Below are 24,292 nucleotides of genomic sequence, written 5' to 3' on the forward strand. Positions count from 1 at the left end.
GGGAGACAGGGCTATGGGAAATGGGATTTCGGAAGCGTCCACAACCGTGACGATGGTACAAAACTGGATCGGGGGTGCCTGGGTAGCCCCGGCGGCAACCCGAACCGAGCCGGTCATGAATCCGGCTACGGAGGAAGTCATTGCACACGTCCCGCTGTCAGAACAGGCAGACGTGGATCTCGCTGTCCAAACGGCAAGAGAGGCATTCCCATCCTGGAGCAGCACGCCAGTTCCTCGCCGTGCGCGTGTTTTGTTCCGCTACCAGCAGTTGCTGGTGGAACACTGGGAAGAACTGGCCCGGCTGGTCACATTGGAGAACGGCAAAAGCTATGCCGAAGCCTACGGGGAAGTACAGCGGGGCATTGAATGCGTCGAATTCGCGGCAGGTGCCCCGAATCTGATGATGGGCAAGCAGCTGCCTGATATTGCCACAGGGCTGGAATCAGGCATGTATCGGTACCCGATCGGCGTTATAGGGGGGATCACCCCTTTCAACTTCCCCATGATGGTACCGTGCTGGATGTTCCCGCTGGCGATTGCGTGCGGGAATACCTTTGTGCTGAAGCCCTCCGAGCGAACACCGCTGCTCGCAGGGCGCCTGGCTGAGCTGTTCAAGGAAGCCGGGCTTCCGGACGGTGTACTTAACATCGTACACGGTGCACATGACGTCGTGAACGGACTGCTTGAACATCAGGATGTTCAAGCCATCTCTTTTGTCGGCTCACAACCTGTGGCTGAATACGTCTACACTACTGCATCCGCGCACGGAAAACGGGTGCAGGCCCTCGCCGGTGCCAAAAACCACTCGATCGTCATGCCGGATGCCGACCTTGACCTGACGGTGAAGGAGATCACCAGTGCAGCTTTTGGCTCAGCCGGAGAACGCTGCATGGCCTGTTCGGTTGTCGTGGCCGTTGGTGATATTGCAGATGCGTTGGTACAAAAGCTGGTGGAAGCAGCGGACCGCATCACGATCGGCAATGGTTTAGATGAGGGTGTGTTCCTCGGTCCGGTCATTCGAGGCCCGCATAAAGAACGTACGCTCAGCTACATTGAATCCGGAGAACAGGAAGGCGCAGCCTTGATCCGCGATGGCCGCAAGGATGAAGCGGCAAGCACGCCCGGATATTTTGTTGGACCCACCATATTCGACGAGGTTCAGAGCAGCATGAAAATCTGGAAGGATGAGATCTTCGCCCCTGTGCTCTCCATAGCTAGAGTAGATACGCTCGAGGAAGCAGTCCAGCTGGCGAATCGTTCCGACTTTGCCAATGGGGCGTGCCTGTTCACTCGTAGCGGGGCGAGCATGCGACAATTCCGTGAAACGATTGATGCAGGCATGCTTGGCATTAACCTGGGCGTACCTGCGCCAATGGCCTTTTTCCCTTTTTCCGGCTGGAAGAAATCCTTCTACGGTGACCTGCACGCCAACGGTACGGATGGAGTTGAATTTTATACGCGTAAAAAAATGGTGACGGCCCGCTGGTAACAACCCTAGGCATAAACCAGACCAAGGGGAGACCTCATCCTATAGCGAGTGAACACAGGGACAGGGAGGATAACGTAAATGGGCAAGGACAAAGTGAGAATTGGCATTATTGGTGCCGGGCGGATCGGTAAAATTCATGCAGACAATCTCCTGCGCAACCCGCATGCCGAGATTGTAGCAATCAGTGATTTGTTTGCGGGGCCTGAGCTGGAGGCTTGGGCCTCAGCACGGGGAATTTCGGTCGTAACGGCAGACAGCAGTCAGCTGATCTCGATGCCGAACGTGGATGCTGTGCTGATCTGCTCCTCGACGGATACGCATGTACCCTTAATTGAACAAGCGGCGCAAGCGGGCAAGCATATTTTCTGCGAGAAGCCGGTCAGTATGGATTTGGCTCAGACCCAAGCGGCTGTGGCGGCTGTGCAAAAGGCTGGCGTGAAGCTGCAAATCGGATTCAACCGCCGCTTCGATCACAACTTCAAACGGGTGCGCGACCACGTACAGGACGGGACGATTGGCGATCCGCATATTATCAAAATCACTTCACGGGACCCGAGCCCGCCGCCCGCGGAGTATATCCGGGTATCTGGCGGAATTTTCATGGATATGATGATTCACGATTTTGATATGGCACGTTATCTGTCGGGAAGTGAAGTAGAGGAAGTATATGCCCAAGGGAATGTGCTGATCCACCCTGTTTTTGCAGAGCATGGAGATGTGGACACAGCCATTGTGACGATGAGTTTTGAAAATGGAGCCATCGGGGTCATTGATAACAGCCGCCAAGCGTTATATGGATATGATCAGCGTGTCGAGGTGTTTGGCTCATTGGGCAGTGCAGCTGCTGCAAACGATCATCCCAATACGGCAGAGATTAGTACAGCGGCAGGGCTTATGCGGGATAAACCGCTTCACTTTTTTCTGGAAAGATACAATGAGGCTTATGTGCAGGAGACGGCCCTTTTTATTGAAGCGATCCTGAAGGATACACCCGTTATTGTAGATGGTCATGATGCGGTTCAGGCTGAACGGATCGCACTGGCTGCAAGGATGTCCATGGAACAGGGCAGACCTGTCAAGCTGCGAGAAGTCACTGGGGTGACAATGGAATCTCAAACTGCATCGCCCTAAAAATTCAATTCAGCGTTCATGCTATTGCAGATGGTGTTTCTCTATGGATAGGAATACGAGATTGCCAGGGCGCAAAGAAAGGAGAGGCTGCAGCATGTCAGAACGTATCGTGAAACCGGCAGCACATTCGAAGGGGGACGGCACGCTTATACACGTAACTCCAGAGTCTGCTGGTTGGCAATATGTTGGGTTTCAGGTAGTACAGCTTGCAGAAGGGCAATCCTTCACCCGTGAGAGCGGTGATCAGGAACTCTGTGTCGTACTGCTCAGCGGACTGGCCAATATAAGTACGCGGGCGCATGCGTGGGAGAACGTTGGGAAGAGAATGAGCATATTTGAGAAAATACCTCCTTATTCCGTCTATGTCTCTAGCTCCGATCAGGTGGAGATCAATGCTCTTTCCGAATTGGAAATAGCCATATGTGCGGCACCGGGCAAAGGAACATATCCGGCTCGTCTCATCACACCGGAAGACGTTGGAGTAGAGACCCGCGGGTATGGCAATCTGGAACGCCAGATTCATAACATATTACCGGAACAGAAGGAAGCGGACAGTCTGCTCGTCGTTGAAGTATTTACGCCTGATGGACATTGGTCGAGTTATCCGCCGCATAAACATGACCGGGATGCCTTGCCTGAAGAATCACTACTGGAGGAGACCTATTACTTCCGGGTGCAGCCCGAGCAGGGGTTTGCCATTCAACGCATTTACACAGACGATCGATCTGTGGATGAAACACTGGCAGTGAACAATGGTGAGGTCGTGCTTGTCCCTCGCGGATATCACCCAGTAGGTGCTCCACCGGGATATGAGGTGTATTACCTTAATGTGATGGCGGGCCCGACTCGAACCTGGAAATTTTATAATGACCCTGACCATGATTGGCTGATGAAAAGGTAATTCGGTCTCATCAGTATCTTATAGTGTGGTTTCGAGTTGCGAATGCAGACTTCCCCCTGCATAATGAGAAGAAAACGATTACCTATATATAAGAATCTTGTATATAGCACAGATGGGGAATTAACAATGAAAGCAACCATTTATGATATTGCGCGTGAGGCGGGCGTATCCATTGCCACAGTCTCCCAGGTCATTAACGGCAAAGGGAAGATCAGTGAGAAGCGGCGCGCTGAGGTTATGGGGATCATGGAGCGCCTTAACTATCAACCTAGCGCGATCGCAGCTGCACTTACAGGCAAGCAAACCTATACGCTCGGTCTGCTTGTACCCGATATATCCAATCCGTATTTTGCCGAGCTTGCCAGAGCAGTAGAAGACCGGAGCCGTCAGCTGGGGTACAGCGTCGTGATCTGCAGCACGGACAATAAGGACGAGCGGGTAGAGCGGTATTTAAACCTGCTTCAGCAAAAAAGAGTCGATGGCATGATGATCGGAACGGGTATTGATAATGCCGAGATTTTGTCACCCCTTCTGCAGCAATCCATACCTGTTGCCTTAATTGCTCGTCAACTGCCGTCCCTCTCGGTGCACACCGTTGCGATCGATGACAGGCTCGGAGGTGCACTGGCTGCGCAGCATTTGCTTCAGCTCGGTCATACCCGCCTTGCGGTGGTGTCAGAGCCACTCAAGGTCAGCAGCAGTAAGGAACGTGTACGCGGATTCCGCGAAGCAGTGGAGGAAGCAGGTCTTGCTCTTGAATTTTCCCAGGTCAGGGAATCAACCGCAGACATAAAAGCAGCCAAACAGGAGGTGCTTGTGCTGCTCGAGCAAACCAACCGGCCAACCGGCATATTCTGTTGTAATGATATGCAGGCTATTGGAGCGTTGCAGGCAGCAAAAGAGCACGGTCTGCGAGTCCCTGAAGATGTCTCCATCATCGGATTCGACAATACCATTCTCGCATCCGTGACCAATCCACCGCTCACGACGGTTGCCCAGCCTATTGAGGATTTGGGGCATCGTGCTGTGGATCTGCTAATCGATGAGTTGAAGGATGAGCATAAACGGCCACAGAAATTGGTTCTGAAACCCGAGCTGGTGATCAGAGAGTCAACGGGGGAGGTCTCCACTCATTCTTGATTCAGGGATCCAGCATCACATCAGCTCAGTGAGATAGACAAAAAAGCCGAATTCAACCTCCTAGGAGGATGGATTCGGCTTATTCCGTGTAGACTACGGGATCAGATGGCATGATGGAATCCAATTAGTATGATGTAATCCCGTTTCTCCTTGATAGGAGGAGGTAAGCTATTTTTCACATAGGGTAGCTATAATGGTCGATAGGTTGGTTTGGATGGATGTATTAATATAGAACAATATATGGATGAAATGGTATACTAAAAATAGCATACGATATCCAATTTTTATACGATATTAGGATGAGAAAGATGGGTGATTTTATCAAAAGGTGGGGACTTGCTGCATCCATATGTTTCATTGTGGGCTTATTGCTACTGGATTTTTCTTCTGGTCAGAAGGAGATCACTACGGAATCAGAAGTTGAATCCCTCACACAGGATCCTTCTCAAACTAATGTGATGGACTGGGAAGTTACGAAACTATCTACTGAACAGTTTCAAGAGAGATATTCCGAACTTACGGGTGAGAGAACATCGAAGGAACCCATCAACCAGGAGCACGAGTGCCAGAAGGCCGACACCACAGAGGAACAAACACCTTCAATAATCATGGAGTGCTACGACGCAGAGTACGCGGCCAATATAGCCCTGGAAGAAGGAATTTCAGCACAGGCAGGAGTTTTGGTACAAGTAAGAGAGGTCAGAAATGGTGACATGATACGAAAAGAGTTCCGCAAAGTGTATGAGAACACCGGTTATCTCTCCTCTGATGATTCCAGCACAAGTGAACTTGTGAAAAATTATGTCTTGGGTACGCTGCAGGATCACTCTCGATTACAGCTCAGTTTTAGTGGATACGTAGCACACCTACAGAGACAAGGAGAATGGGAAGCCCGGAATCAAAGGGCAAAGGATCCAAAACATTTTAGCGGATCAGGATTTTTCCAACTATAGATTAATTCAGGCGCATATAGGTTAACGAGAGGAGGTTGATTTATGAATAGAAAAAGAAAGCTGATTCTGGGTATCGTTATTTTACTTGCCTTAGTAGCTACAGCGATACCCGTGTACATATCTCAACAGCATACCACGTTTCGGGCAGAGGTTACGGATCACATGACCATGCTGGACAAATTCGACCGGTTAGAAATCACAAGATTTTCAAGTTCATCGGGGGACAGGGAGGAAGTGATCATCAAGGATGCGGCGGAAATTCAGGACATTCTGAAGGACTACAAGGATATTGAATTGAAGAAGATTAATCAGAGGGATACAGAACGGGAATCTCCCTATTATTATGAGTGGCGTCTTATGATTAACAAAGAGGAACGTGAAATCAATGGTTTTGGAATCACCTTATATAACAAACATTCAATGACGATCTATAACGGTAATGATACGCGAGATAAACTACAGGACTATAAGGTGTCGCAAGATATGAATTGGTACAAGATGGAGCGCCTCTTTGAGGGAATAAAGGAGGAAGAATCATGACCGAGTACTACGTTCGTCCTGTAGAGACGGAAGATGTTCCGTTCCTGTGGGAGATGTTATACGCTTCACTGCATACCCAGGCGGATGATGAACCTTTGGAACCTGGGATTGTCCATTCTCCAGAACTGTCCAAGTACGTGGAAGGCTGGGGAAGAGCAGGGGATTTTGGATATATCGCGGTAGATACATTAGGCAGGAAACTGGGTTCGATCACTTTACGTTTGTATGATGAGCACAATGCCGGATACGGTTACGTGAACGCTGCTACACCAGAGATGGGCATGGCAGTCATTGAGGAAGCACGAGGAAAAGGATTGGGCACTCTTCTGATGCAGGCGGCATTGGATGAAGCTCGGCAGAGGGGGACTCAGGCCGTGTCGCTGAGCGTAGATCCGAATAATGCAGCCATCCGACTTTACCGGCGTTTTGGATTCGAGGAGATTGGGATGTGTGGTACATCGGTCACCATGTTATGTCGGCTTCATCCAGCTCTTTGAGTACTACGGGATGGGAGTCTAAATGGATCTGAACATAGAAGAAGCGTTCCCACAAGGGAACGCTTCTTCTATTTCGTCAAAAATGCTAGTGCTTCATCATATGTTTCCCATTGGAATTCCGTCTGATGCTCCGATTCCTTGGAGATCCGATTCAGCTGCATCTTCGCAATGGCACTGCCGACCGCTACACTAGCACGTTTCATACCCCATTGTGTGAGCAGCTTTTGATGCTCCACAATTTTCTCTTTCGTTTCCTGGGAGAAAGCTTTCATGTTTCGCATGTCCACCAGTACATCAAACGAATTATCCAATTGCTGCGCAATATGTTGAATTTCCCGATTCGTTTGTTCTACTTCTTCAGGGGAAACCATGCCATCCCAGATTATTTCAATAATATGTTCCTTTGAATCCAAACGTCGTACAGACATACAGGCAACTCCCTCGAAAAAAATATGTAATATATAAGTCTATTGACCTATTAATTATACCCGATAATCGGGCTATGAAACAAATTTTCGAGATTATGTAATACTTATGAACTATTTTTATACTAGCAGAGTTAATATTAGGGAATCTCGGATGAGAGTGAAATAGCCGCTTCAAAAATAATAGAGCCGCCCAGATTAATGCTCTGGATGGCTCTATTTATTTCAGGAGACAAATAGGGGGATGCTGAGCTTGCCCCTGTGGGTTGTTGCTTCCTATATGACTTCATGTTAATTAATATCCGATCTTTAGACTGCTGCCTTCTGTAGCTACTCCCTTGGAACGGATAATTGGGAGCTTATGCTCAGCTGTAAACCCGAGGGTTTCCCCATCGTGCAACGTGACGTCATTTTCAACCACGTAGGTCATCGTCATAAACATCATTTCAAATACATCACTTAATGGGTTGGCTGAATGTATAATCTCGATCTCTTCTTTTCCGAAGTTACGCAATCCATACGTATAGGCTGAAGCGCCTTCCGCATTCTGATACATACCGATAAAAATCCATAGGGAAACAGGCAGCTCGTCCTGCTTGAGGATATAACTAGTCTCAACATACTGACGTGCCTCGACAACAAGTGGTGCCAAATATATGGCGAGTGCATGGTCAAGCTGTAACAGTGCACTTGCTGTCTTGGTAAACAGGATATGTCCCTGGATCGCATCCGGTGCGTTCAGAACAGAGACGATAATTTGTGATTGATGTCTGGAAGTAACTTGTTCGGCTTCACGCCACAATATATTTAATTTGGCGTTCTCCTCTACTTCCCGGTCAGGAACAGGGGCACCAATATAAGCACATACCACCTGCATCCCATCTACCTCAAAGAAAAGGTTACCCTCTTCCGAACTCTCTTCGATATTAATATCCCAATCCTTCTTCATCGTGTGGATGAATTGATCAAAATCACAGTCATCCTGTTCCAAAAGGACAAAACCAACAATGGTTTCACTATGTGAAGAAGATTCGACGGCTCCGCCTACAGATACAGGTTCCTTTTTGCGACGCCGAAGCTTGTCAAACAGTCCCATGAGACATTCTCCTTTCCAAATCCATCACGGTAATGGGGTATAACTGATTCCATTATTACCTTACCATACCATACTTTGGTCTGTAATGAATAAGGGCAGTAAGTTACCACTCAAGAGCTGATTAGAGGAAAAGTACCAGGAGCAATGCGATCAATGCTGGCAATCCTTGTTTGACGATAATAGACCGGGAAGCAGTTGCTCCTCCGTATAAGGCTGCGATGATGACACAAGCCAGGAAGAAGATCTGAATGTGCTGACCAATCACCGAGTCTGGATACACCAATCCCCAGATCAGCCCCGCTGCAAGAAAACCGTTGTAAAGCCCCTGGTTAGCTGCCAGAGACTTGGTTGATTCTGCGAATTCTGGTGTGAGACCAAAGGTTTTCATTGTACGTGGACGAGTCCACATAAACATCTCCATGATCATGATGTAAATGTGTTCAATGGCTACCAGAGCCACAAAAACTGAACCGATCAATACGAACACCTTGCTTTCTTTTTATGTAGTTTATTTCATTATCTTCTCAGTATAAATGTTTGCAACCACAACTTAAAGTATTAATTAAATTTTGTACAAATAAATTGTGTGAAATAAATATGATAGGACGAATGAGAAAACAAATGATTGTTTAATTACAAACAATATATTATATTATCTATAAATAAACAAACAACAATATAAATAGTTGTTTAAAAAGTCCGAAGGAGGAGTTGGAGTGTTTCGTAATCCATATGTACGGACCATAGTCATTTCCCGATTACTTCTGCAATTGGGGATCTGGGTACGCAATTTTGCCATACTCTTGTATGTGACTGATCTGACCAACAATGATCCGCAGGCCGTATCATGGATCTCTGTGGCCGAGTATGCACCCATCTTTATTTTTGCAATAATCGGAGGAACCTTCGCTGATCGCTGGAGGCCCAAACATACCATGGTGTGGTGTGATCTGCTTTCCTCACTTTCTGCGGTAGTTGTGCTGGTTGCCTTAATGTTTGGTCCCTGGTATTCAGTGTTGTTGGGTACCTTGGTTTCAGCAGTATTCTCTCAATTCTCACAGCCCTCTGCAATGAAGCTGTTCAAGCAGCACGTCCCAAGTGAGGGGTTGCAGGGAGTAATGGCCATGTTTCAAACGTTGGTTGCTGTCTTTATGGTGGTTGGTCCCATGATCGGAACGGTCATCTATCAGAACTACGGGATCGAAGTATCTCTTTTTCTTACATCTGTGATGTTTCTGCTATCGGGGCTGGTTCTTTCGCGGTTACCTAAAGATGAAGGGGGGACTGTGGCTACAGGCATTAGGGGCTCCTTCCATCAAGAGCTGGCTGAGGGGTTTCGATATGTGTATGCTAATGTTGCTCTTCGGGCACTGGTCATGACTTTTGCGGTAGCCGGGCTGGCTGCTGGGTTGATACAACCGTTGATGCTGTTTGTTGTCATCGATAATCTGGGGCAGGACAAAACTTTTCTACAGTGGCTGCTCATGGTTAATGGTGCAGCCATGCTGGTCGGGGGCGCAATCATCATGAGTGCAGCCAAAAAACTTCAGCCTCAAGTGCTGCTCGCTGCAGGTTTGCTGATCAGTGCGCTCGGAACAATCATGATGGGCTGGTCCACCAACATTTTGCTGACCATGATCGCTCAGGTGATTAACGGTTTCTTTTATCCTTGGATTCATGTAGGCATTCAGACGATGATTATGCGCAATACGGATACGAACTATATTGGCCGAGTGGGAGGGGCAGTTACTCCGGTGTTTATGGGCATGATGGTCATTAGCATGTCGTCCGCAGGTTATCTAATGAATCAATTGAACCTAACGACGGTAGTTACCGTGAGTGGTGTACTCTTTCTGGCAGGTGCGTTCATTTTGTTGCTGATGTTACCTAAGGGGAAGGGAGTTAGCGGATCTCACGTGATGAGGAACTCGGAGTAAATTCATTTGCAAGATCAACAAATGCCGATTGCTGAAGTCTGCCTGTTGGGTAATAATATATTCGAAGAGATGAATAGCTCATGGAAAAGAGGGGACTGGCATGGGAACCGTTCAATACGTGCTGCTTGCAGACGATCCATCGACGTTTGTTACGCGGACCGTACCGTTAATCGATATTGAGCTTGCTGGAATTCCGGGAGACCGTCATTATGGCCTGCTGCGTCCCGCGGACTCCAGACAGAAGATATATAAGCGGGGCACGATGATTGCCAATCGTCGGCAGATTAGTATTGTCTCGGAGGAGGAATGTGCACTCATTGCTGAGAAAATGAACATTCCCGAAATTCGTCCGGAATGGCTTGGTGCAAATATGATGGTTCGTGGCATTGACTGCTTAACTGAGCTGCCTGCCGGAACGCGGCTTCTGTTTCCTGACGGGACAGGTTTGATATGCGAAGGAGAGAATCTCCCTTGTGTTCATCCAGGGAAAGTGATTGAGCAAGTCTATGAACAGGATGGTTTGCGCAAAAAATTCGTGCCTGCCGCTCGCAAAAAACGTGGTATTGTCTGCTCGGTTGAACGGGAAGGTGCAATTCGAACTGGTGATACGATTGAAGTTATACGCCTGTCCTGATATTTGGGGGCAGGTTTTTGCGTGAATGAATGTATTCCTCGGGTGTGCTCCCGATAATGGATTTAAAATCCTTGATGAAGTGAGGCTGATCATGGTATCCAAGCTCCTGAGATAGCTTAACCAGATCGCAGTGAAGACCACGGTCGATCAGTTCGGCTGCATTTTGCAGTCGGTAGAGCTTGATTGCCGTTTTGGGGCCGATTCCTACATACTGATTGAACAGGCGCTGGAGTTTTCTTGTATGAATGTTCCAGAAAGACGACAGATCATCCACTCTCAACAATTCCCGGTTCAGTTCAATCTGCTGTACGATATCGTGAACCAGTCTCGCTTGGGTATCCTCAGCTGGAAGGTGTGCACATAGAAGTTGGTCCATGTAACTGATTTTATCGACATGACTGCCATCAGTGAGCAGTTGTTCTTCCAATGATGCTGCGCTGACGTTAAGCACACGGGAAACTTCCAACGGTTGTTCACACAATGATGAGATAGGGAGGCGAACAAAGGGATAGAATCCACCCGGTCGGAACTTTACGCCAAACACCTGCCCCTTTCCGCGAATGAGATAGGAGAATTTGCGTCCAGAAGGACCGAAGAAAAATGTGTTGCCCCGCTCTACGACCAGATTAACACAGGGATTGGGCACCACATGCTGTGGATAGGATTCAAGACCTGTAAGATCCCACGATACCATCCAGTAATGTTTAACAAAAGGACTGAGCGCTTCCGCAGGAGCATGCCGTGTCAGCTCATATCTTTTGTTGCCTTCGTTCAGTTGAAGCAGGCCCATGCTGGGTATGCTGATATGGGTTGAGGATTCCATCTTGTTCATCTCCTCTGTATTTAATGTGGCTATCCCTGTGTTCGCAGGTACAGAAAAACATGGGTGTTGTCCGGTCACTTCTGCTCTCGGAACAGCAGTGCTCGAACAGCAAAACGTGGCAATATAAGCTGTCTTCGCCACCTGGAGGGCTGGCTGAGCAGCCGGTACAACCATTCCAGATTTAGCTTTTGCCACAAGGCTGGGGCACGTTTGGTCTTGCCTGCAACGATATCCAGGCTTCCTCCGACGCCAATGGCTATACGAGCATTTAGCAGATGACGGTGCTTGTCGATCCAGTGCTCGGCATTCGGTGCTCCGAGTGCAACAATAAGAAAGTCTGGTTGTGCATTGCGGATTTCCTCCACAATGTGCTCTTCCTCATCCGTTGAGAAAAAACCATGGTGCCTGCCGCTAACGATTACACCCGGGTAATTCTCCTCGATGACTTCCACTGCCCGTTGACTAACCTTCTCTTCTGCTCCAAGCATATAGAAGGACCACTGTTTTCGGTTTCCCTCTTCTAATAAGCGGAATAACAGATCACAGCCGGTTACCCGTTCAGTCAATTGACCGCCTCGGAAGCGTGAGACCATCACAATGCCTGCCCCATCCGCGGTTACCAATCCGGCTTGATCCACGATCGCCCGGAGTGTTTGGTTCTTTTGACACGACATGACGATTTCCGGATTTCCCGTAATGACATGAAAGAGTTCAGTGCTACGCCGATCTACAACATCGCTTAGAATGGTGAGGGTCTGCTCCATGGTGAGGTTGGGAAAAGGAATACCCATAATATTCGTAGTTTGGCTCATGCTTTGCTTCCTTTCTGATGAACGCCCCACCAATGAATAGGGGCAAACTCATGGTACCAAATGCTGTTATTTCATTCCATTTTAGTATATCTGATCTTGTAGCAAAGAACTATATGGTTCAGTTATCAGTTATGGAACAGGCGGCTAAAGCATGGACTCGGCAATATGTAACAGCTGGTCTATAGATAGGCCACTTGCAGCAATTCGGTATTCCAAACCTGTAGGATCATTCCAACGCAGCACCTGATCCATTCGTATACGAGCCTCACGATCATCTGTATCCCAGACCTTTACAGGCATCTCCCCTAGGGTGGCATGCATCCCTTTAATCGTTATTGTCTGACGCTGATCCAATATTTCAAAGCCTTCTGTAGGCTGAGTAATTGTGACATACGTATATGGATCTTCTGCCGAAGAATAACCATATTGGAGTGCTATGCCTTTTCCGCTTGCGTATATTTGCGGTAAAGTCTGTTTCAATTTTTCTGGCATTGTAGCTTGGATGCGGTCTATTGTGGTTGTTAATGAAATTCCGGATATGGCTTCGGCCTGATGCAGTGAAGTTTGTAGCTCCATCTCTCCATGTTGGAGTTGAACCTGTATATCATTTTTTCTTTGCAACGAATAACCTTGGTCTGTTTTGACAGGTGTATAGAATAATAACTCATATTCTTCAGGGGTCAGCTGCTGGTCTCCTACCTGAATTGATCCATTCGCCGTAGTATGCGTTTTTGCATAAATGAATTGATAGATTTGACTGGTGAGATCTGTAGCAAGTGCTCGCGTATCAGGTGAAAAACCAAAGATTAAACTGCTGACTATCAGGGTAGCTGCCGAATAGGATAACCAGCGTTTAATACGGTGCATGGTATTGGGGTGCTGTTTACGTTTGTCTCGTTGAGCCCTTGCTATGGCTTGATCGATAGCGGTTCCCAATTCTTTCTCCGGGACTTCAATGGCATGGATGCTATTAATCCACTTCTGTAGTGGTCTATTCATGACTGCATTCCTCCTTGAGCTCTATTCGTAGTTTTTTCATAGCTGTGTGCAAGCGGGTTTTCACAGTTCCGACAGGACATGACAGCAATTCTGCGATTTGAAATACCGTCAGGTCATGATAGTACTTCAGAATGATGACGGTGTGGTACTTCTCCTCCAGATGTCCCACAGCCTTGGCAATATCCATTCTCTCTTCGACAGAAGAGGAGTTTACGGGATTTTCGACATATTCCGAAACAGGATTAGGAAGCAGGGTAACCCGATTTTTCTTTTTCATGTAATCAATGGCACAGTTGATAAGAACGCGGATCAGCCATGTGTTGAAATGGGCGGGTTCTTTCAACTTTTGTATGGATAAGTATGCCTTGTAAACACACTCCTGTACGATATCCAGGGCATCATGCTGATTATGGGCGTAAGCATATGCTGTTCGGTAAAGTGTGGTCTGTCTTTCCTCAATGAGCTGTCTGAAGGCCCCTTCGTTTCCTCGTTGGGCTTGAATTATTTTTTCCATGAACTCTCCTTATCATTTTGTGATATATGGATTGGACTGTCCGGAGACTGCAAATGGTTTTAGGTGTTTTAAATTTGTTATTCTCTCTATAATCTTAATCTTATTTTTCCGGTTGTCGTGTTTTTACAATACGAAGTTAAGGGTATAACGATAGGATAGGAGTGCGAGTTGGTAGATCGCATATCCATTGCATAGGGGAGTGAGTTCATGGAATTAAAATATGAATTTTATATCAACGCCGGGCTGGAAGACGTGTGGAATGCCCTGATTTCACCTGACGGCACACGAAGCAGTTTCTTTGGCAGTGAACTTCGTTCCAATTTTCAACCAGGCCAGCCGTTTGCTTATGTAGGACCAGGCAATGATGGTGCTGAAACCGTCCATGTGTACGGTGACATTTTAGAGTTCGAACCTTTATCCAGACTCAGTTATCGGGAGCATCCCGGACCCTCGTATCATGCGAATCATACGGATCTTGAATCCAGAGTGGTCTTCCAGCTCGAAACCGTGGGCGAGTGTACCAAACTGACCTTGATCAATGATCAGTTTACGGAGAATCATCCTTCCTATGCAAGCGCGCAGAACAGCTGGTGGATGATTTTAAGCAGTATCAAAACCTGGGTAGAAACGGGAAAAACGTTGGACTTCGGGTGGTAAAAAAATATACCTGAGTCGTCACATAAAAAAAATCCACCGAAAGGCAGCCGAGCCTTCGGTGGATTTTATTTGTCTATATTTTAACAGTATCGATTGAATTATACTTGTTGAACCTTGATCAGGTTGGTATTACCGGATTGACCGATAGGTACACCTGCGGACAACACGATAATGTCGCCTTTTTCGATATAACCTGTTTTGATTGCGTTACGTGTAGCAGATTCGAACATTTCATCCGTCGTCGTTACTTTGTCGCCCATAACCGGGATAACGCCGGAGAGCAAGCAAATTTTAGCGAGTACTTCTTCATGCTGAGTAACGGCGATAATCGGTGCTTTCGGACGGTACTTGGAGATCATGCGTGCTGTGAAGCCACTTTCTGTGGAAGTGATAATCGCTTTGGCATTCAGTACAAGAGAGGAACTTACAGCTCCCTGACTGATAACTTCCGTAATGTCGGCTACTTGTGCAGCTGATTTTTGACCGAATTGCTCTTTGTAATCAATCATCGTTTCAGCACGACGTGCAACAGCAGCCATTGTGCGAACAGATTGGACAGGATATTTACCTGCAGCCGATTCACCGGACAGCATGACTACGTCTGCGCCTTGAAGAACGGCATTTGCTACGTCGCTGACTTCGGAACGGGTTGGACGCGGGTTAACTTGCATGGATTCCAGCATGTGCGTAGCAACGATAACCGGTTTACCTGCACGGTTACATTTGTCGATCATTTCTTTTTGCATCATAGGTACGTCTTCAATCGGCACTTCAACCCCGAGGTCACCACGAGCTACCATGATACCGTCAGAAGCTTCAATAATATCGTTCAGGTTGGTCATACCTTCCTGATTTTCAATTTTGGAGATAATCTGCACGTGTTCTGCATCGCGTTCTTTCAGGATGCTGCGAATTTCACGAATGTCATCGCCTTTGCGAACAAAAGAAGCGGCAATGATTTCGATATCGTTTTCGATCCCGAATCCGATGTGCATAACGTCACGCTCGGTTACACCCGGCAGAGTCGTTTTGATTCCTGGCAAGTTAACGCCTTTACGTGGTTTAAGAATGCCACCGCTGATGATTTTGCAATGAATATCCGAACCCTCTACAGAGAGTACAGTCAGATCTACCAGACCATCGTCAATCAGGATGCGATCGCCAGGCTTCACAACGAGATTCAATTCAGGATAGTTTACGGAGATGCGCTCTGCGTCACCCAGGATTTCTTCTGTTGTCAGAATGAGCTCTTTGCCTGCTTGCAAGTGGCAGGATGCTTCTTTCAGTTTACCGATCCGAACTTCCGGTCCTTTGATGTCCATCATAATAGGTATATATTTGTTCAGTTCGGAAGCTGCTTGGCGGATGTTGTTAATCCGGGTAACGTGGTCTTCCAGCTCACCGTGAGCCATATTCAGACGGGCCACCGTCATGCCTTCCTGAATCATTACTTTCAATGTTTCGATCGAGTCACAAGCAGGTCCCATAGTACAAATAATCTTTGTTTTCAACATGCTGATTTCCTCCTCATATTTTGCTTATGTGTGTATTGTAGCGTTTTCTGTCGAATCAGGGTATGAACTATAGTACAATGATTGGAGTATAGTCCAGTATTGAGGTGAGTTATGGTCATTCCGTTAGAAGTAAGGCATATTAATGGCGTCGGTTGGTACGAAGAAGCGGTGCAAACCGAAGGAACCTGGCGGCTCAGCTTGGTTACATATGGAAAATGTGTATATTGGGTGAACGGCGAGAAACTGATTATGGAGAAGGGTGAATTGTTGTTGATTCCCGGTGATGTCTCCTATTATGGCAAAAGCATTCCTACGGTAACGCACACTCAAATTGTTGTCCATTTGCAAGGAGATCATGCCGATGGATTGCCTGCATTGGAACGGGCAGAAGCGTTACGGCATAGACCCGGATGTTACGAGCTGATTCATGAACGCATGAAGGCGATTCACCAGCAGTGGCAGGAGCGTCCTTCTTATTATGTCATGATGAGTCAGGCGTTATTGATGGAAGTGTTGATTTATGTGAATCGGGAACTGGACCGAGGAGTTATTCCACCAGAGAAACATATGCACGCAGAGCGGATGAAACGATACATTGAGCGCCATTACCGGGAAAAGTTAACGAAGGATGATCTCGGAGATGTGATTGGCAAGACGCCCAATTATGCAGCAGCGTTGTTCAAAAGCATGACGAATCAAACGATCAGCCAGTATGTGCATGACCAGCGGATGAAACGAGCATTATATCTCCTCACCGAATCACAGTTGTCCATTCAGGAGATTGCCGAATTTCTTGGTTATCGGGACTTGTCGTACTTTTACCGCATTTTCAAGCGCATAACCGGAACCCAGCCTTCCGACTGGCTCCATGAGCGTCCTCCTGTGATTTAAGACGGAACTTTAACCCTGAAAGTGGGTCGGTTTTTGGTTTCTTCTATATAGATGTGCAAAAAAAGAGGGCCGCTGGCCCTCTTTTGATGTCATGCAGCATATATCCTTGCTGCTTGTAAGGAGTGATTAAGCATTGCTGCTTGTATTGGTGGCACCTACATGCTGCTTTGTTTTTTTGCGGGCAAGGCTGCTGCGGGCCAAGACTGCCCGGACGGCCCAATACGCTGCTTCCGCAAACAGAATTCCGCCTGCAACATCCAGCAGGGAGTGCTGTTTTACAAACACCGTTGAAGCAATGATCAGCCAGAGCCACACTGACCAGGAGATTCGGGCGAGTGGTCGGAAATTCAAGTGTCGATTAATGATTATAAACAGCAGATAACTTGTGAGGCAGTGAACGCTTGGAAAACAGTTGAATGGAGCATCATTGGCATAGATGAACTGAACTAGCGTACTGCTCAGATCGGTTCCGCCAACCATTGGCCGCGGGACATGCGTTGGAAAGACTGCAAAACAGATGTTGGCCGCGATAACCCCGACATTATAGGTCAGTAGTGTACGCCAGAATAACGATTTATTAGTCAGGCCCAGATAGATAAAGCCAAGGTATAGAATGGGCATCCAACTGATGTATGGGTAGATAAATTCTTTGATAAATGGAATTTGTGTATCAATCCAAGCGTAATTGTAGAAGACATTGTCACCCGGATTACTGCCTAGAAAAACATATATGGTGCCTTGAAGTGGTATGCAGAGTATAGCCAGCAGATGCCCCCAGCGCAGAAATAGTTCTTTCATATTGACCCCCTGATTTGTTATGCATCGTGCACGTTCGTTATTTTACTCTTTTCTCTTTATATAAGACGCTGCAGAGTATGGTTAACCCTGCAGCCAATATCTTGCGTACTACTATGATGACAGTTTCGAACACAAGCCATACCTGATTTTAGGGGAAAAGAGGGTGGAGAAAGTCTCTATTTTGTTACTTTTATAATTTTATCCAAAAAAGGATATTCGAATGTCCGTTGATGTGATACAACTAAATTGTCATATTAAATTCGTATGACAACGACAGATGACAATGAAATGAGGCTGATTTATCCATGGCAACCCCGCAAACCGGAAAAAAACCATCGTTCTCCGTACGCAGACCGGTACTGGCTGTGATCATCATTGAACTGCTGCTCTTGCTCGCTGTATTTGCAGCAGGGGCTGTCGCGACGGTGAAACAGTTGGATTACACGTCTCCAGTGCTTATGTCCTTTACGCCGATGGCTGTTGTGCTCATCATTTATCTGACCCTGCGGCGCAGATGGGCCGAGACGGGATTTCGTTCCCTAAGAACCATCCCGGTTCAGCACGCAAAGTATTATATTCCGCTACTCCTTGTACTGGGTACAATCGCCCTGAAGGGTTTTGCGGAGCTGACTTTAGCGAAAGTAGCCTTCTTTATCTTTTTTACGCTGCTCGTCGCCTTTGTGGAAGAAACCGTATACCGCGGACTAATATTCAAAACATTACTTCGCAAGAGTGCAGTGGCAGCGGTAGTGACCTCAAGCATTTTATTTTCCATTACACATATGTTGAATGCACTCTCAGGTCAAAGTATGGCTGATACGATGCTGCAGCTGATCTATGCATTACTGCTCGGAGCTGTACTGGCGCTGTTAATGCTGAAAAACGGGAACATCATTCCCTTGATTCTGTTTCACTTCATACATAATTTGATCCAATTCCTAAGTGATGACCTCCAGGATACGAATACTCTTCCTTATGATCTTTTCTTGTTAATCGTTCTTGCTGTTCATTGTTTATGGTTGATCTATGGTGCTCGAAAAGAAAAAAGGATCTCTGCCGATGGTGGAGCTGCTGGACATGAAGTTACACATTAGATGTTCCTAAGGCGACTTGGTAACCGCATTTAGCACTTGTGGTGTACTCGTGTTATACTTCAGTCTGGCGGTAGGGGTGACATGGGATACGGTTTCCTGTGTCAGCCCCTTTCGCACATTAGAATAGACAGCAGGTGAGTAAGGATGGAAAAAACAGCACAAGAAGTTGCCGAATGGATGGTTCAGGAGATTAAGTTTACCGGAACATTGAAGCAGGAAGCTGCAATTGAATACGTGAAGACTCATTTTGGTGATGAATTTGTTTTTGTTAATGAGAACGGGAATGCTTCTTTATCCAAAGAAGTGAAAAAAGCATTCCGAAAGCTCCATGGCGGGCAGATCGCCTGGGATCGGGATGCCTTTATGTGGGCTTGGACGTAGGTTCATTTGGATGTATAGGATGAGTGAATCTAATTGAAATGGATATGCATGCCAAAATATTTTATAAAAAGTGTATAAGTTGGTTCAGATCTGCATATCCTTTCATAAGACCGCACAGCAGGGGATGTGCTTTTGAACAAGACTTGTCCACGGCAGCACGAATAACATGTATTTCCAAAGCTGTTTGAAAAGAAAATACAAAGATTTGCTTTTTGGCAGAATTAGAGTTATAATAAGAACAAGTTGTAGAGAGAGTGGAAAACCTAATTCACATATTGTAAAGGGCGATCACTTATAGGTTATGACTGGTACCTTTTTCAATGTGTGAATTTTTATTTGCTTGCTGCAAAGAACAAAGGAACATGTTAATCTTTATTTGGAGGTGTAATTCACATGCAAAACGGAACAGTAAAATGGTTCAACGCTGATAAAGGCTTCGGTTTCATCGAAGTTGAAGGCGGAGAAGATGTATTCGTACACTTCAGCGCTATTACAGGCGAAGGCTTTAAAACGCTGGACGAAGGTCAACGCGTGCAATTTAAAATTGTACAAGGAAACCGTGGTCCTCAAGCAGAAGAAGTTGTAAAACTGTAATTAAAGCATAGCTGCCTTTAACATGTTATAATGGTAAAGGCAGCTTCTTTTTTTTGAGCAGATAGATGTAAGTCGGCCCAATAAGTTTGTCGAAGCAGTAGCCCAGCGGGTTCAAGACTTCCGCTAAGTATAGGCTTCTGTGAAATAACGTCGGTTAGATGTCTTTCCATAACAAGGGGGTAGAAGTCATGTATAATCGCAAAAAGCCATTGGAAGAAATTCCACAAGCGGATGCGGCAATCTGGGAGTGTACGAGTGAAACGTGCAAAGGATGGATGCGGGACAATTTTGCGTTTGATAGCGTGCCTACTTGTCCGATATGTGCTTCTGAGATGGTTAGCACGACTAGGATGCTGCCATTGCTTGAAAATTCGAACAGTAACATGAAGACGATGTCTAAAGGAACTCGGATTTAACATAGCTTACCCGCCTCTAACGAGGTGTTTTTTTTTAACTCAGATCTGACATCTTGTGCAAAGGTACGGGTAATGAAATATGAAGTTCCCGGCATTCGTTTTGGCGAATGCCTTTTTTATACGTTTTAAAATATTGAAATATAACAAACACCCCTCATGGCAGTACCATCATGAGGGGCGTTTTTATTTTAAAATAGCTAGTGAGTATGCTTGCTTAGATGAAAAGGAATGGAAGCAAGAATAATGTGGTTACCAGCGCCAAATCATATCCGGCCCCGTATCCGTAACCCCCGCCGTACCCGTATCCGTAAGGGCCATAAGCGGAAGACTTTACTCTTTTTGCGGTAACTGCGTTGTTTTTCCCTTTTCTGCGCAGCTGCTGTTTGGATTTTACAGAGCACAAGCGTGGGCCTTCGAAACTTCCGCTGACATAAATCTTGCCATCCCGGCAGCCTCCAAGTGTACCGTATATGTGCTTGCCATCTTTCATAATCATACATACCGGGCGTCCAACGTGCGGAGACACCGTCTCTTCACATACCGGATGAATTCTGTGCATGCATATCCTCCTCAGATTTTGCGGTTTGCCGCTTGGAATCAACGGTTTGTATATCATAGTAAAAAAAGAGTGAATTGGTATGGACGAGTACCCGGAAAATGTATAGGGATGTGCCGCTTTTGTCATTGCTCCATACACTGGAGGAGGGAAGGGGGCTGGAAACTTTGGATTATCATGATTTATTGGCTAAACTCGGTGAAGGAAGTGCGCATCCTGGCGGATTCATGGCGACAGTGCAATTAATCGATTCCTTGTCTCTTCCTGAACGGGGGCAAGTATTGGAAGTAGGATGTGGTACAGGGAGGACGGCATGTTATCTCGCTCGGAATGGGTATCGGGTGACGGCGATTGATCTTCACCGTCAGATGCTGGAGAAAGCGGTCAGAAGAGCAAGACGTGAACGGCTGGATATTCGTTTTATTCAGGCAGATGTCACTGCGTTACCTTTTGCGGATCATCGATTTGATGTGGTGTTTGTAGAGTCGGTTACGATATTTACTCGCTGGCGCGCTGCGCTCTCCGAATATAAGCGGGTTTTGAAACCGGGAGGGCGTTTGATTGACAGGGAGATGGTTTTGTGCGGACGGAAAACTGATCTGATGAGCCGCAGGTTGAAGCGTTTTTATGGAATGAGGACACTGGCCACCATGACGGTATGGAAGAAGCGGCTCAAACAGTGCGGATTTACCAGCGTGTTGGTTCGTGAGCACTCTCGCTCCATGGGGAAATGGGGAGTGGATCATGATCCGTACCGGGAACTGGACATGGCTATGTTTGAGGACGAACAGGTCCAGCGCATGAGTGAAACCAATGACCAATTGCTGGCGAGATACGGTAAAAGGTTGGGTTATGCCGTTTTTGATGCAAAGGTCCCGCCTGACGAGAGATGAATGCTGATGAAGGTGAACTTAAGCGTAAGGTATTGGTGTGAGAAAAGGATAAGGCAACTCACAGGGTGAGTTGCCTTTTTGTACTGCAGTTTGAATGCCGGCCCGGGAAGTGATTACAGCATATCGTTGTCGATAATTCGCCAGTGATGTTTGAGGAGGGACTCCAATTGCGGTTTGTCGTTGGTACGGAAGGCGTTAAGAATCTGGCGATGTTCCTCGTTAACCTGCTGAAGAACCCCGGATAACTTCGATTTGTTGTCACTTACATAGGACTGGCGAATGAAGCTGTTTTTCAATGTATCCAACATTTCAATAACGGTTGAATTGCCACATCGCTGGATGTACAAGTTGTGAAATTGATATTGGTCTTTACTATAGGCGGTAAGATCGAGCTGAGCAATGTCTTCATCCATTCTTGCGATAAGTGCTTCCATCTCAAGTAGGTCGGATGATCTCAAATGATCAGCTGCCAGTGTGGCGGCGAGAGCTTCCAGTACCCCGATGGCCTGGGAGAATTCAAGCTTTTTGCCAGAATCAAAAGGAGCAACAATAAAACCCCGGCGCGGAATATATTGCAGCAGATTGTCTGATGCAAGCTGAAACAGCGCCTCTCTTGTCGGAGTGCGACTGATGTCCAGCTTTTTGCATATCTCTGCTTCGTTGATCTTCTGATTGGGGAGCAGTGTTCCGTCCTGAATCTTCTGGGCGATATAGTCGTAAACGTGATCTTTCAAGGAACGGTATTTAGGTAATTCCATACCGAATTCCTCCTTCTGTATATAGTAATGATAGGATGTGCGAGCTAGGCCCAAGTGTGGTGCGCCGTTCAGGTGTTATAAGTTTTTATCATCTTAACACCGAGGGGGAAGTTGGGCAAGCTAACTTAAATGCCTATTTAATGTTATTTAAGTGTTAGATATGTTACGTATAATGGAATATAAGTCCATAAATGGTTGAAAGTTATTGCTGAAAATGCAAATATTTGTTAGTATAACTTACATAAAGTTCCTTATATAGTACGTTGTATATTGTATACAGATTCAGATGTGTATCATTCCAAAAAAAGAATAGGGGTATGCTCTGTGAAACGAATTCTTTTACCGGTGTTGTTGTCGTTGATGGTTGCGATCATGTCGGCTTGTGGGCAGGAACGGACAGCAGGTAATCCTTCGGCTCCAGCCTCGACCGCTGAAGGCGACGGAACAGAGAAGGAAGTCATTGTACTTGGTACCAGCGCAGATTACGCACCCTATGAGTTTCATAAGAGCATCGATGGCAAAGACACAATAGTTGGTTTCGATATCGAGATTGCCAAAGCTATTGCGGCGGATATGGGGGCCGAGTTGAAGATTGAAGACATGGATTTTGATGGTCTCCTCATGGCGCTGGACACAGAAAAGGTGGATTTTGTGATCTCGGGCCTAACCCCAACCGAAGAGCGGAAGGAGAACGTGGATTTCACGGATATCTATTACTATGCAGAACAGGCAGTGCTTGTCCGGGAGGGTGAGGGTGGAGCGTTAGGTTCGCTGAATGATCTGTCAGGCAAGCAGGTCGGTGTGCAGAAAAGCTCCATTCAAGAAGGGATTGCTCAAGGGATAGATGGTGCCAAACTCACATCCCTAGCGAAAATACCTGAGCTAATTCTGGAATTGCAGACTGGCCGCGTGGATGCGCTCATTTTGGAGAAGCCGGTAGCGGAACAGTATGTGAAGAATCAGCAGGGACTTGCCTTGTCGGACGTAAAGATTGAACAAGCCGAAGATGAAGCTGGATCGGCAATTGCCGTCAAAAAAGGAAATGAGGAGTTGGTGAAACAAATTAACGCTACACTCCAGAAGCTCAAAAGTAACGGTGACATCGAACGTTTCGTCATTGAAGCTAATGAGTTGGTTGGGGACTAAGCCTGGCGAGTGAGGGATATGCCGTGAATTTAGATTTTTCGTTTTTATCGGATCATTGGCAGGATTACGCAAGAAGTGCGTGGGTGACGTTGGAATTGTCTTTCTTTGGCGTCCTGCTGGGCACCATCCTTGGGGTTTTGGTTGCACTACTGCGTATATCACGTGTGTGGCCATTCAAATTTTTGGCATCAGCCTATATTGAACTCATTCGGGGTACACCGATGCTGGTGCAAATTCTTATCATTCACTATGGTCTGACGGTGATCGGCATCAATTTGCCGGCATTTATGTCAGGGGTTGTGGCACTAACCATTAATAGTTCTGCTTATATGGCGGAAGTGTTTCGGGCAGGAATCCAGGCAATTGACAAAGGGCAGACAGAAGCTGCTCGTTCACTTGGTTTCACCCATGGCATGACGCTTCGCTACATTATACTGCCTCAGGCGTTTCGCAACATGCTGCCGGCAATCGGTAATGAATTCATTATCATTATTAAAGATTCTTCCCTTGTCTCCATGATTGGGATTGCCGAGATTATCTACACGGCCAGATCTGTTCAAGGTGTTACCTTTCAACCACTCGCACCGCTCCTCGTGGCTGCTGCACTCTATTTTGTGATCACATTTACGCTGGCTAATCTGCTTGCCTGGGTAGAACGGAGGCTCTCTGCTTCCCGTTAATTGAGATTTACCCGCTGTACCAG

General features: G+C 46.7%; 29 protein-coding genes. 18 read left to right on the forward strand and 11 right to left on the reverse strand.

Annotated elements, in window-relative coordinates; all coding sequences use genetic code 11:
• The first annotated feature begins 13 nt into the window (after positions 1 to 13).
• The 7 genes from MHB82_RS01450 (at position 14) to MHB82_RS01480 (ending at position 6,651) form a co-directional block, all read left to right on the forward strand.
• Positions 14 to 1,489 (forward strand): CoA-acylating methylmalonate-semialdehyde dehydrogenase, encoded by a 1,476-nt coding sequence (locus tag MHB82_RS01450; protein WP_341173637.1) that lies wholly within the window; start codon positions 14 to 16, stop codon positions 1,487 to 1,489.
• Positions 1,490 to 1,567: 78 nt separating this feature from the next.
• Complete coding sequence (iolG, locus tag MHB82_RS01455; protein WP_341173638.1) at positions 1,568 to 2,620, forward strand: inositol 2-dehydrogenase; 1,053 nt, start codon at positions 1,568 to 1,570, stop codon at positions 2,618 to 2,620.
• 94 nt (positions 2,621 to 2,714) lie between these two features.
• Positions 2,715 to 3,521: a 5-deoxy-glucuronate isomerase gene (iolB, locus tag MHB82_RS01460; protein WP_341173639.1), complete on the forward strand. Its 807-nt coding sequence runs from the start codon at positions 2,715 to 2,717 to the stop codon at positions 3,519 to 3,521.
• A gap of 126 nt (positions 3,522 to 3,647) precedes the next feature.
• Entirely contained in the window at positions 3,648 to 4,661 is a 1,014-nt protein-coding gene (locus MHB82_RS01465; RefSeq protein ID WP_095362330.1) for a LacI family DNA-binding transcriptional regulator, read from the forward strand.
• Between the two features lie 308 nt (positions 4,662 to 4,969).
• Positions 4,970 to 5,614 carry a hypothetical protein gene (locus tag MHB82_RS01470; RefSeq protein WP_341173640.1) on the forward strand — a complete coding sequence of 215 codons (645 nt, stop codon included), beginning with the start codon at positions 4,970 to 4,972 and terminating at the stop codon, positions 5,612 to 5,614.
• Between the two features lie 42 nt (positions 5,615 to 5,656).
• Complete coding sequence (locus MHB82_RS01475; RefSeq protein ID WP_341173641.1) at positions 5,657 to 6,154, forward strand: hypothetical protein; 498 nt, start codon at positions 5,657 to 5,659, stop codon at positions 6,152 to 6,154.
• A complete protein-coding gene (locus MHB82_RS01480) occupies positions 6,151 to 6,651 on the forward strand; it encodes a GNAT family N-acetyltransferase (RefSeq protein ID WP_341173642.1) in 501 nt (166 codons plus the stop codon). Before MHB82_RS01475 ends, MHB82_RS01480 begins: the two co-directional genes overlap by 4 nt.
• 68 nt (positions 6,652 to 6,719) lie before the next feature.
• Here the strand turns inward: MHB82_RS01480 and MHB82_RS01485 are convergent, their stop codons facing one another.
• From MHB82_RS01485 to MHB82_RS01495, 3 genes are all read right to left on the reverse strand, one after another.
• Positions 6,720 to 7,079, reverse strand: a complete 360-nt coding sequence (locus MHB82_RS01485; protein ID WP_341173643.1) for a hypothetical protein — start codon at positions 7,077 to 7,079, stop codon at positions 6,720 to 6,722.
• A gap of 292 nt (positions 7,080 to 7,371) precedes the next feature.
• Positions 7,372 to 8,172 carry a DUF4261 domain-containing protein gene (locus tag MHB82_RS01490; protein WP_110757249.1) on the reverse strand — a complete coding sequence of 267 codons (801 nt, stop codon included), beginning with the start codon at positions 8,170 to 8,172 and terminating at the stop codon, positions 7,372 to 7,374.
• Between the two features lie 121 nt (positions 8,173 to 8,293).
• Positions 8,294 to 8,659 carry a DUF1304 domain-containing protein gene (locus tag MHB82_RS01495; protein ID WP_095362336.1) on the reverse strand — a complete coding sequence of 122 codons (366 nt, stop codon included), beginning with the start codon at positions 8,657 to 8,659 and terminating at the stop codon, positions 8,294 to 8,296.
• Positions 8,660 to 8,888: 229 nt separating this feature from the next.
• On the opposite strand from MHB82_RS01495, the gene MHB82_RS01500 reads away from it, so the two are divergent.
• Positions 8,889 to 10,109: an MFS transporter gene (locus MHB82_RS01500; RefSeq protein WP_095362337.1), complete on the forward strand. Its 1,221-nt coding sequence runs from the start codon at positions 8,889 to 8,891 to the stop codon at positions 10,107 to 10,109.
• Between the two features lie 100 nt (positions 10,110 to 10,209).
• Entirely contained in the window at positions 10,210 to 10,743 is a 534-nt protein-coding gene (locus MHB82_RS01505) for an MOSC domain-containing protein (protein ID WP_095362338.1), read from the forward strand.
• Here MHB82_RS01505 and MHB82_RS01510 read toward each other — a convergent pair.
• The 4 genes from MHB82_RS01510 to MHB82_RS01525 form a co-directional block, all read right to left on the reverse strand.
• Entirely contained in the window at positions 10,727 to 11,566 is an 840-nt protein-coding gene (locus MHB82_RS01510) for a helix-turn-helix domain-containing protein (protein WP_341173644.1), read from the reverse strand. The two genes, MHB82_RS01505 and MHB82_RS01510, sit on opposite strands and share 17 nt — an antisense overlap.
• Positions 11,567 to 11,640: 74 nt before the next feature.
• Complete coding sequence (locus tag MHB82_RS01515) at positions 11,641 to 12,378, reverse strand: WecB/TagA/CpsF family glycosyltransferase (RefSeq protein ID WP_095362340.1); 738 nt, start codon at positions 12,376 to 12,378, stop codon at positions 11,641 to 11,643.
• Positions 12,379 to 12,522: 144 nt separating this feature from the next.
• The gene (locus MHB82_RS01520) at positions 12,523 to 13,377 is read right to left on the reverse strand and encodes a hypothetical protein (protein ID WP_341173645.1); all 855 of its coding nucleotides are present in this window, start codon (positions 13,375 to 13,377) and stop codon (positions 12,523 to 12,525) included.
• Complete coding sequence (locus MHB82_RS01525) at positions 13,370 to 13,891, reverse strand: sigma-70 family RNA polymerase sigma factor (protein ID WP_341173646.1); 522 nt, start codon at positions 13,889 to 13,891, stop codon at positions 13,370 to 13,372. The genes MHB82_RS01520 and MHB82_RS01525 overlap by 8 nt, the downstream gene beginning before the upstream one ends.
• 207 nt (positions 13,892 to 14,098) lie before the next feature.
• Here MHB82_RS01525 and MHB82_RS01530 point away from each other — a divergent pair, with 207 nt between their 5' ends.
• Complete coding sequence (locus MHB82_RS01530; protein WP_110757243.1) at positions 14,099 to 14,548, forward strand: SRPBCC family protein; 450 nt, start codon at positions 14,099 to 14,101, stop codon at positions 14,546 to 14,548.
• Between the two features lie 98 nt (positions 14,549 to 14,646).
• Here MHB82_RS01530 and pyk read toward each other — a convergent pair whose 3' ends face one another.
• Complete coding sequence (gene pyk, locus MHB82_RS01535) at positions 14,647 to 16,062, reverse strand: pyruvate kinase (protein ID WP_341173647.1); 1,416 nt, start codon at positions 16,060 to 16,062, stop codon at positions 14,647 to 14,649.
• Between the two features lie 111 nt (positions 16,063 to 16,173).
• On the opposite strand from pyk, the gene MHB82_RS01540 reads away from it, so the two are divergent.
• Positions 16,174 to 16,953: a helix-turn-helix transcriptional regulator gene (locus MHB82_RS01540; protein ID WP_341173648.1), complete on the forward strand. Its 780-nt coding sequence runs from the start codon at positions 16,174 to 16,176 to the stop codon at positions 16,951 to 16,953.
• 126 nt (positions 16,954 to 17,079) lie between these two features.
• Here MHB82_RS01540 and MHB82_RS01545 read toward each other — a convergent pair whose 3' ends face one another.
• Entirely contained in the window at positions 17,080 to 17,751 is a 672-nt protein-coding gene (locus MHB82_RS01545; protein ID WP_095362344.1) for a phosphatase PAP2 family protein, read from the reverse strand.
• 305 nt (positions 17,752 to 18,056) lie between these two features.
• On the opposite strand from MHB82_RS01545, the gene MHB82_RS01550 reads away from it, so the two are divergent.
• The 4 genes from MHB82_RS01550 (at position 18,057) to MHB82_RS01565 (ending at position 20,236) form a co-directional block, all read left to right on the forward strand.
• Positions 18,057 to 18,845, forward strand: coding sequence for a CPBP family intramembrane glutamic endopeptidase (locus MHB82_RS01550; protein ID WP_110757239.1), 789 nt, complete (start codon positions 18,057 to 18,059; stop codon positions 18,843 to 18,845).
• A 144-nt stretch (positions 18,846 to 18,989) separates the two neighbouring features.
• The gene (locus MHB82_RS01555) at positions 18,990 to 19,226 is read left to right on the forward strand and encodes a DUF6953 family protein (RefSeq protein WP_095293548.1); all 237 of its coding nucleotides are present in this window, start codon (positions 18,990 to 18,992) and stop codon (positions 19,224 to 19,226) included.
• 393 nt (positions 19,227 to 19,619) lie between these two features.
• Complete coding sequence (locus tag MHB82_RS01560) at positions 19,620 to 19,820, forward strand: cold-shock protein (protein ID WP_024633772.1); 201 nt, start codon at positions 19,620 to 19,622, stop codon at positions 19,818 to 19,820.
• A 188-nt stretch (positions 19,821 to 20,008) separates the two neighbouring features.
• Entirely contained in the window at positions 20,009 to 20,236 is a 228-nt protein-coding gene (locus tag MHB82_RS01565) for a cold-shock protein (RefSeq protein WP_095362346.1), read from the forward strand.
• A gap of 214 nt (positions 20,237 to 20,450) precedes the next feature.
• On the opposite strand, the gene MHB82_RS01570 is transcribed toward MHB82_RS01565, so the two are convergent.
• On the reverse strand, positions 20,451 to 20,795 hold the full coding sequence (locus tag MHB82_RS01570) for a hypothetical protein (protein ID WP_095362347.1): 345 nt from the start codon (positions 20,793 to 20,795) through the stop codon (positions 20,451 to 20,453).
• Positions 20,796 to 20,959: 164 nt separating this feature from the next.
• Here MHB82_RS01570 and MHB82_RS01575 point away from each other — a divergent pair, with 164 nt between their 5' ends.
• Entirely contained in the window at positions 20,960 to 21,685 is a 726-nt protein-coding gene (locus MHB82_RS01575) for a class I SAM-dependent methyltransferase (protein ID WP_341173649.1), read from the forward strand.
• Between the two features lie 113 nt (positions 21,686 to 21,798).
• Here the strand turns inward: MHB82_RS01575 and MHB82_RS01580 are convergent, their stop codons facing one another.
• Positions 21,799 to 22,443, reverse strand: coding sequence for a GntR family transcriptional regulator (locus tag MHB82_RS01580; protein WP_095362349.1), 645 nt, complete (start codon positions 22,441 to 22,443; stop codon positions 21,799 to 21,801).
• Positions 22,444 to 22,767: 324 nt separating this feature from the next.
• On the opposite strand from MHB82_RS01580, the gene MHB82_RS01585 reads away from it, so the two are divergent.
• Entirely contained in the window at positions 22,768 to 23,589 is an 822-nt protein-coding gene (locus MHB82_RS01585) for a transporter substrate-binding domain-containing protein (protein WP_341173650.1), read from the forward strand.
• 23 nt (positions 23,590 to 23,612) lie between these two features.
• Positions 23,613 to 24,269, forward strand: a complete 657-nt coding sequence (locus MHB82_RS01590) for an amino acid ABC transporter permease (protein WP_341173651.1) — start codon at positions 23,613 to 23,615, stop codon at positions 24,267 to 24,269.
• Positions 24,270 to 24,292 lie beyond the last annotated feature (23 nt).

Origin of the sequence: Paenibacillus sp. FSL K6-2862 (assembly GCF_038005125.1) — a bacterium.
Lineage (GTDB): Bacteria > Bacillota > Bacilli > Paenibacillales > Paenibacillaceae > Paenibacillus > Paenibacillus illinoisensis_A.

Bases quoted from the DNA above. Each gene is read 5' to 3' on its own strand.
- MHB82_RS01450 (WP_341173637.1), top strand. From the start codon at position 14: ATGGGAAATGGGATTTCGGAAGCGTCCACAACCGTGACGATGGTACAA.
- iolG (WP_341173638.1), top strand. From the start codon at position 1,568: ATGGGCAAGGACAAAGTGAGAATTGGCATTATTGGTGCCGGGCGGATC.
- iolB (WP_341173639.1), top strand. From the start codon at position 2,715: ATGTCAGAACGTATCGTGAAACCGGCAGCACATTCGAAGGGGGACGGC.
- MHB82_RS01465 (WP_095362330.1), top strand. From the start codon at position 3,648: ATGAAAGCAACCATTTATGATATTGCGCGTGAGGCGGGCGTATCCATT.
- MHB82_RS01470 (WP_341173640.1), top strand. From the start codon at position 4,970: ATGGGTGATTTTATCAAAAGGTGGGGACTTGCTGCATCCATATGTTTC.
- MHB82_RS01475 (WP_341173641.1), top strand. From the start codon at position 5,657: ATGAATAGAAAAAGAAAGCTGATTCTGGGTATCGTTATTTTACTTGCC.
- MHB82_RS01480 (WP_341173642.1), top strand. From the start codon at position 6,151: ATGACCGAGTACTACGTTCGTCCTGTAGAGACGGAAGATGTTCCGTTC.
- MHB82_RS01485 (WP_341173643.1), bottom strand. From the start codon at position 7,079: ATGTCTGTACGACGTTTGGATTCAAAGGAACATATTATTGAAATAATC.
- MHB82_RS01490 (WP_110757249.1), bottom strand. From the start codon at position 8,172: ATGGGACTGTTTGACAAGCTTCGGCGTCGCAAAAAGGAACCTGTATCT.
- MHB82_RS01505 (WP_095362338.1), top strand. From the start codon at position 10,210: ATGGGAACCGTTCAATACGTGCTGCTTGCAGACGATCCATCGACGTTT.
- MHB82_RS01510 (WP_341173644.1), bottom strand. From the start codon at position 11,566: ATGGAATCCTCAACCCATATCAGCATACCCAGCATGGGCCTGCTTCAA.
- MHB82_RS01515 (WP_095362340.1), bottom strand. From the start codon at position 12,378: ATGAGCCAAACTACGAATATTATGGGTATTCCTTTTCCCAACCTCACC.
- MHB82_RS01520 (WP_341173645.1), bottom strand. From the start codon at position 13,377: ATGAATAGACCACTACAGAAGTGGATTAATAGCATCCATGCCATTGAA.
- MHB82_RS01525 (WP_341173646.1), bottom strand. From the start codon at position 13,891: ATGGAAAAAATAATTCAAGCCCAACGAGGAAACGAAGGGGCCTTCAGA.
- MHB82_RS01530 (WP_110757243.1), top strand. From the start codon at position 14,099: ATGGAATTAAAATATGAATTTTATATCAACGCCGGGCTGGAAGACGTG.
- pyk (WP_341173647.1), bottom strand. From the start codon at position 16,062: ATGTTGAAAACAAAGATTATTTGTACTATGGGACCTGCTTGTGACTCG.
- MHB82_RS01540 (WP_341173648.1), top strand. From the start codon at position 16,174: ATGGTCATTCCGTTAGAAGTAAGGCATATTAATGGCGTCGGTTGGTAC.
- MHB82_RS01545 (WP_095362344.1), bottom strand. From the start codon at position 17,751: ATGAAAGAACTATTTCTGCGCTGGGGGCATCTGCTGGCTATACTCTGC.
- MHB82_RS01550 (WP_110757239.1), top strand. From the start codon at position 18,057: ATGGCAACCCCGCAAACCGGAAAAAAACCATCGTTCTCCGTACGCAGA.
- MHB82_RS01555 (WP_095293548.1), top strand. From the start codon at position 18,990: ATGGAAAAAACAGCACAAGAAGTTGCCGAATGGATGGTTCAGGAGATT.
- MHB82_RS01560 (WP_024633772.1), top strand. From the start codon at position 19,620: ATGCAAAACGGAACAGTAAAATGGTTCAACGCTGATAAAGGCTTCGGT.
- MHB82_RS01565 (WP_095362346.1), top strand. From the start codon at position 20,009: ATGTATAATCGCAAAAAGCCATTGGAAGAAATTCCACAAGCGGATGCG.
- MHB82_RS01570 (WP_095362347.1), bottom strand. From the start codon at position 20,795: ATGCACAGAATTCATCCGGTATGTGAAGAGACGGTGTCTCCGCACGTT.
- MHB82_RS01580 (WP_095362349.1), bottom strand. From the start codon at position 22,443: ATGGAATTACCTAAATACCGTTCCTTGAAAGATCACGTTTACGACTAT.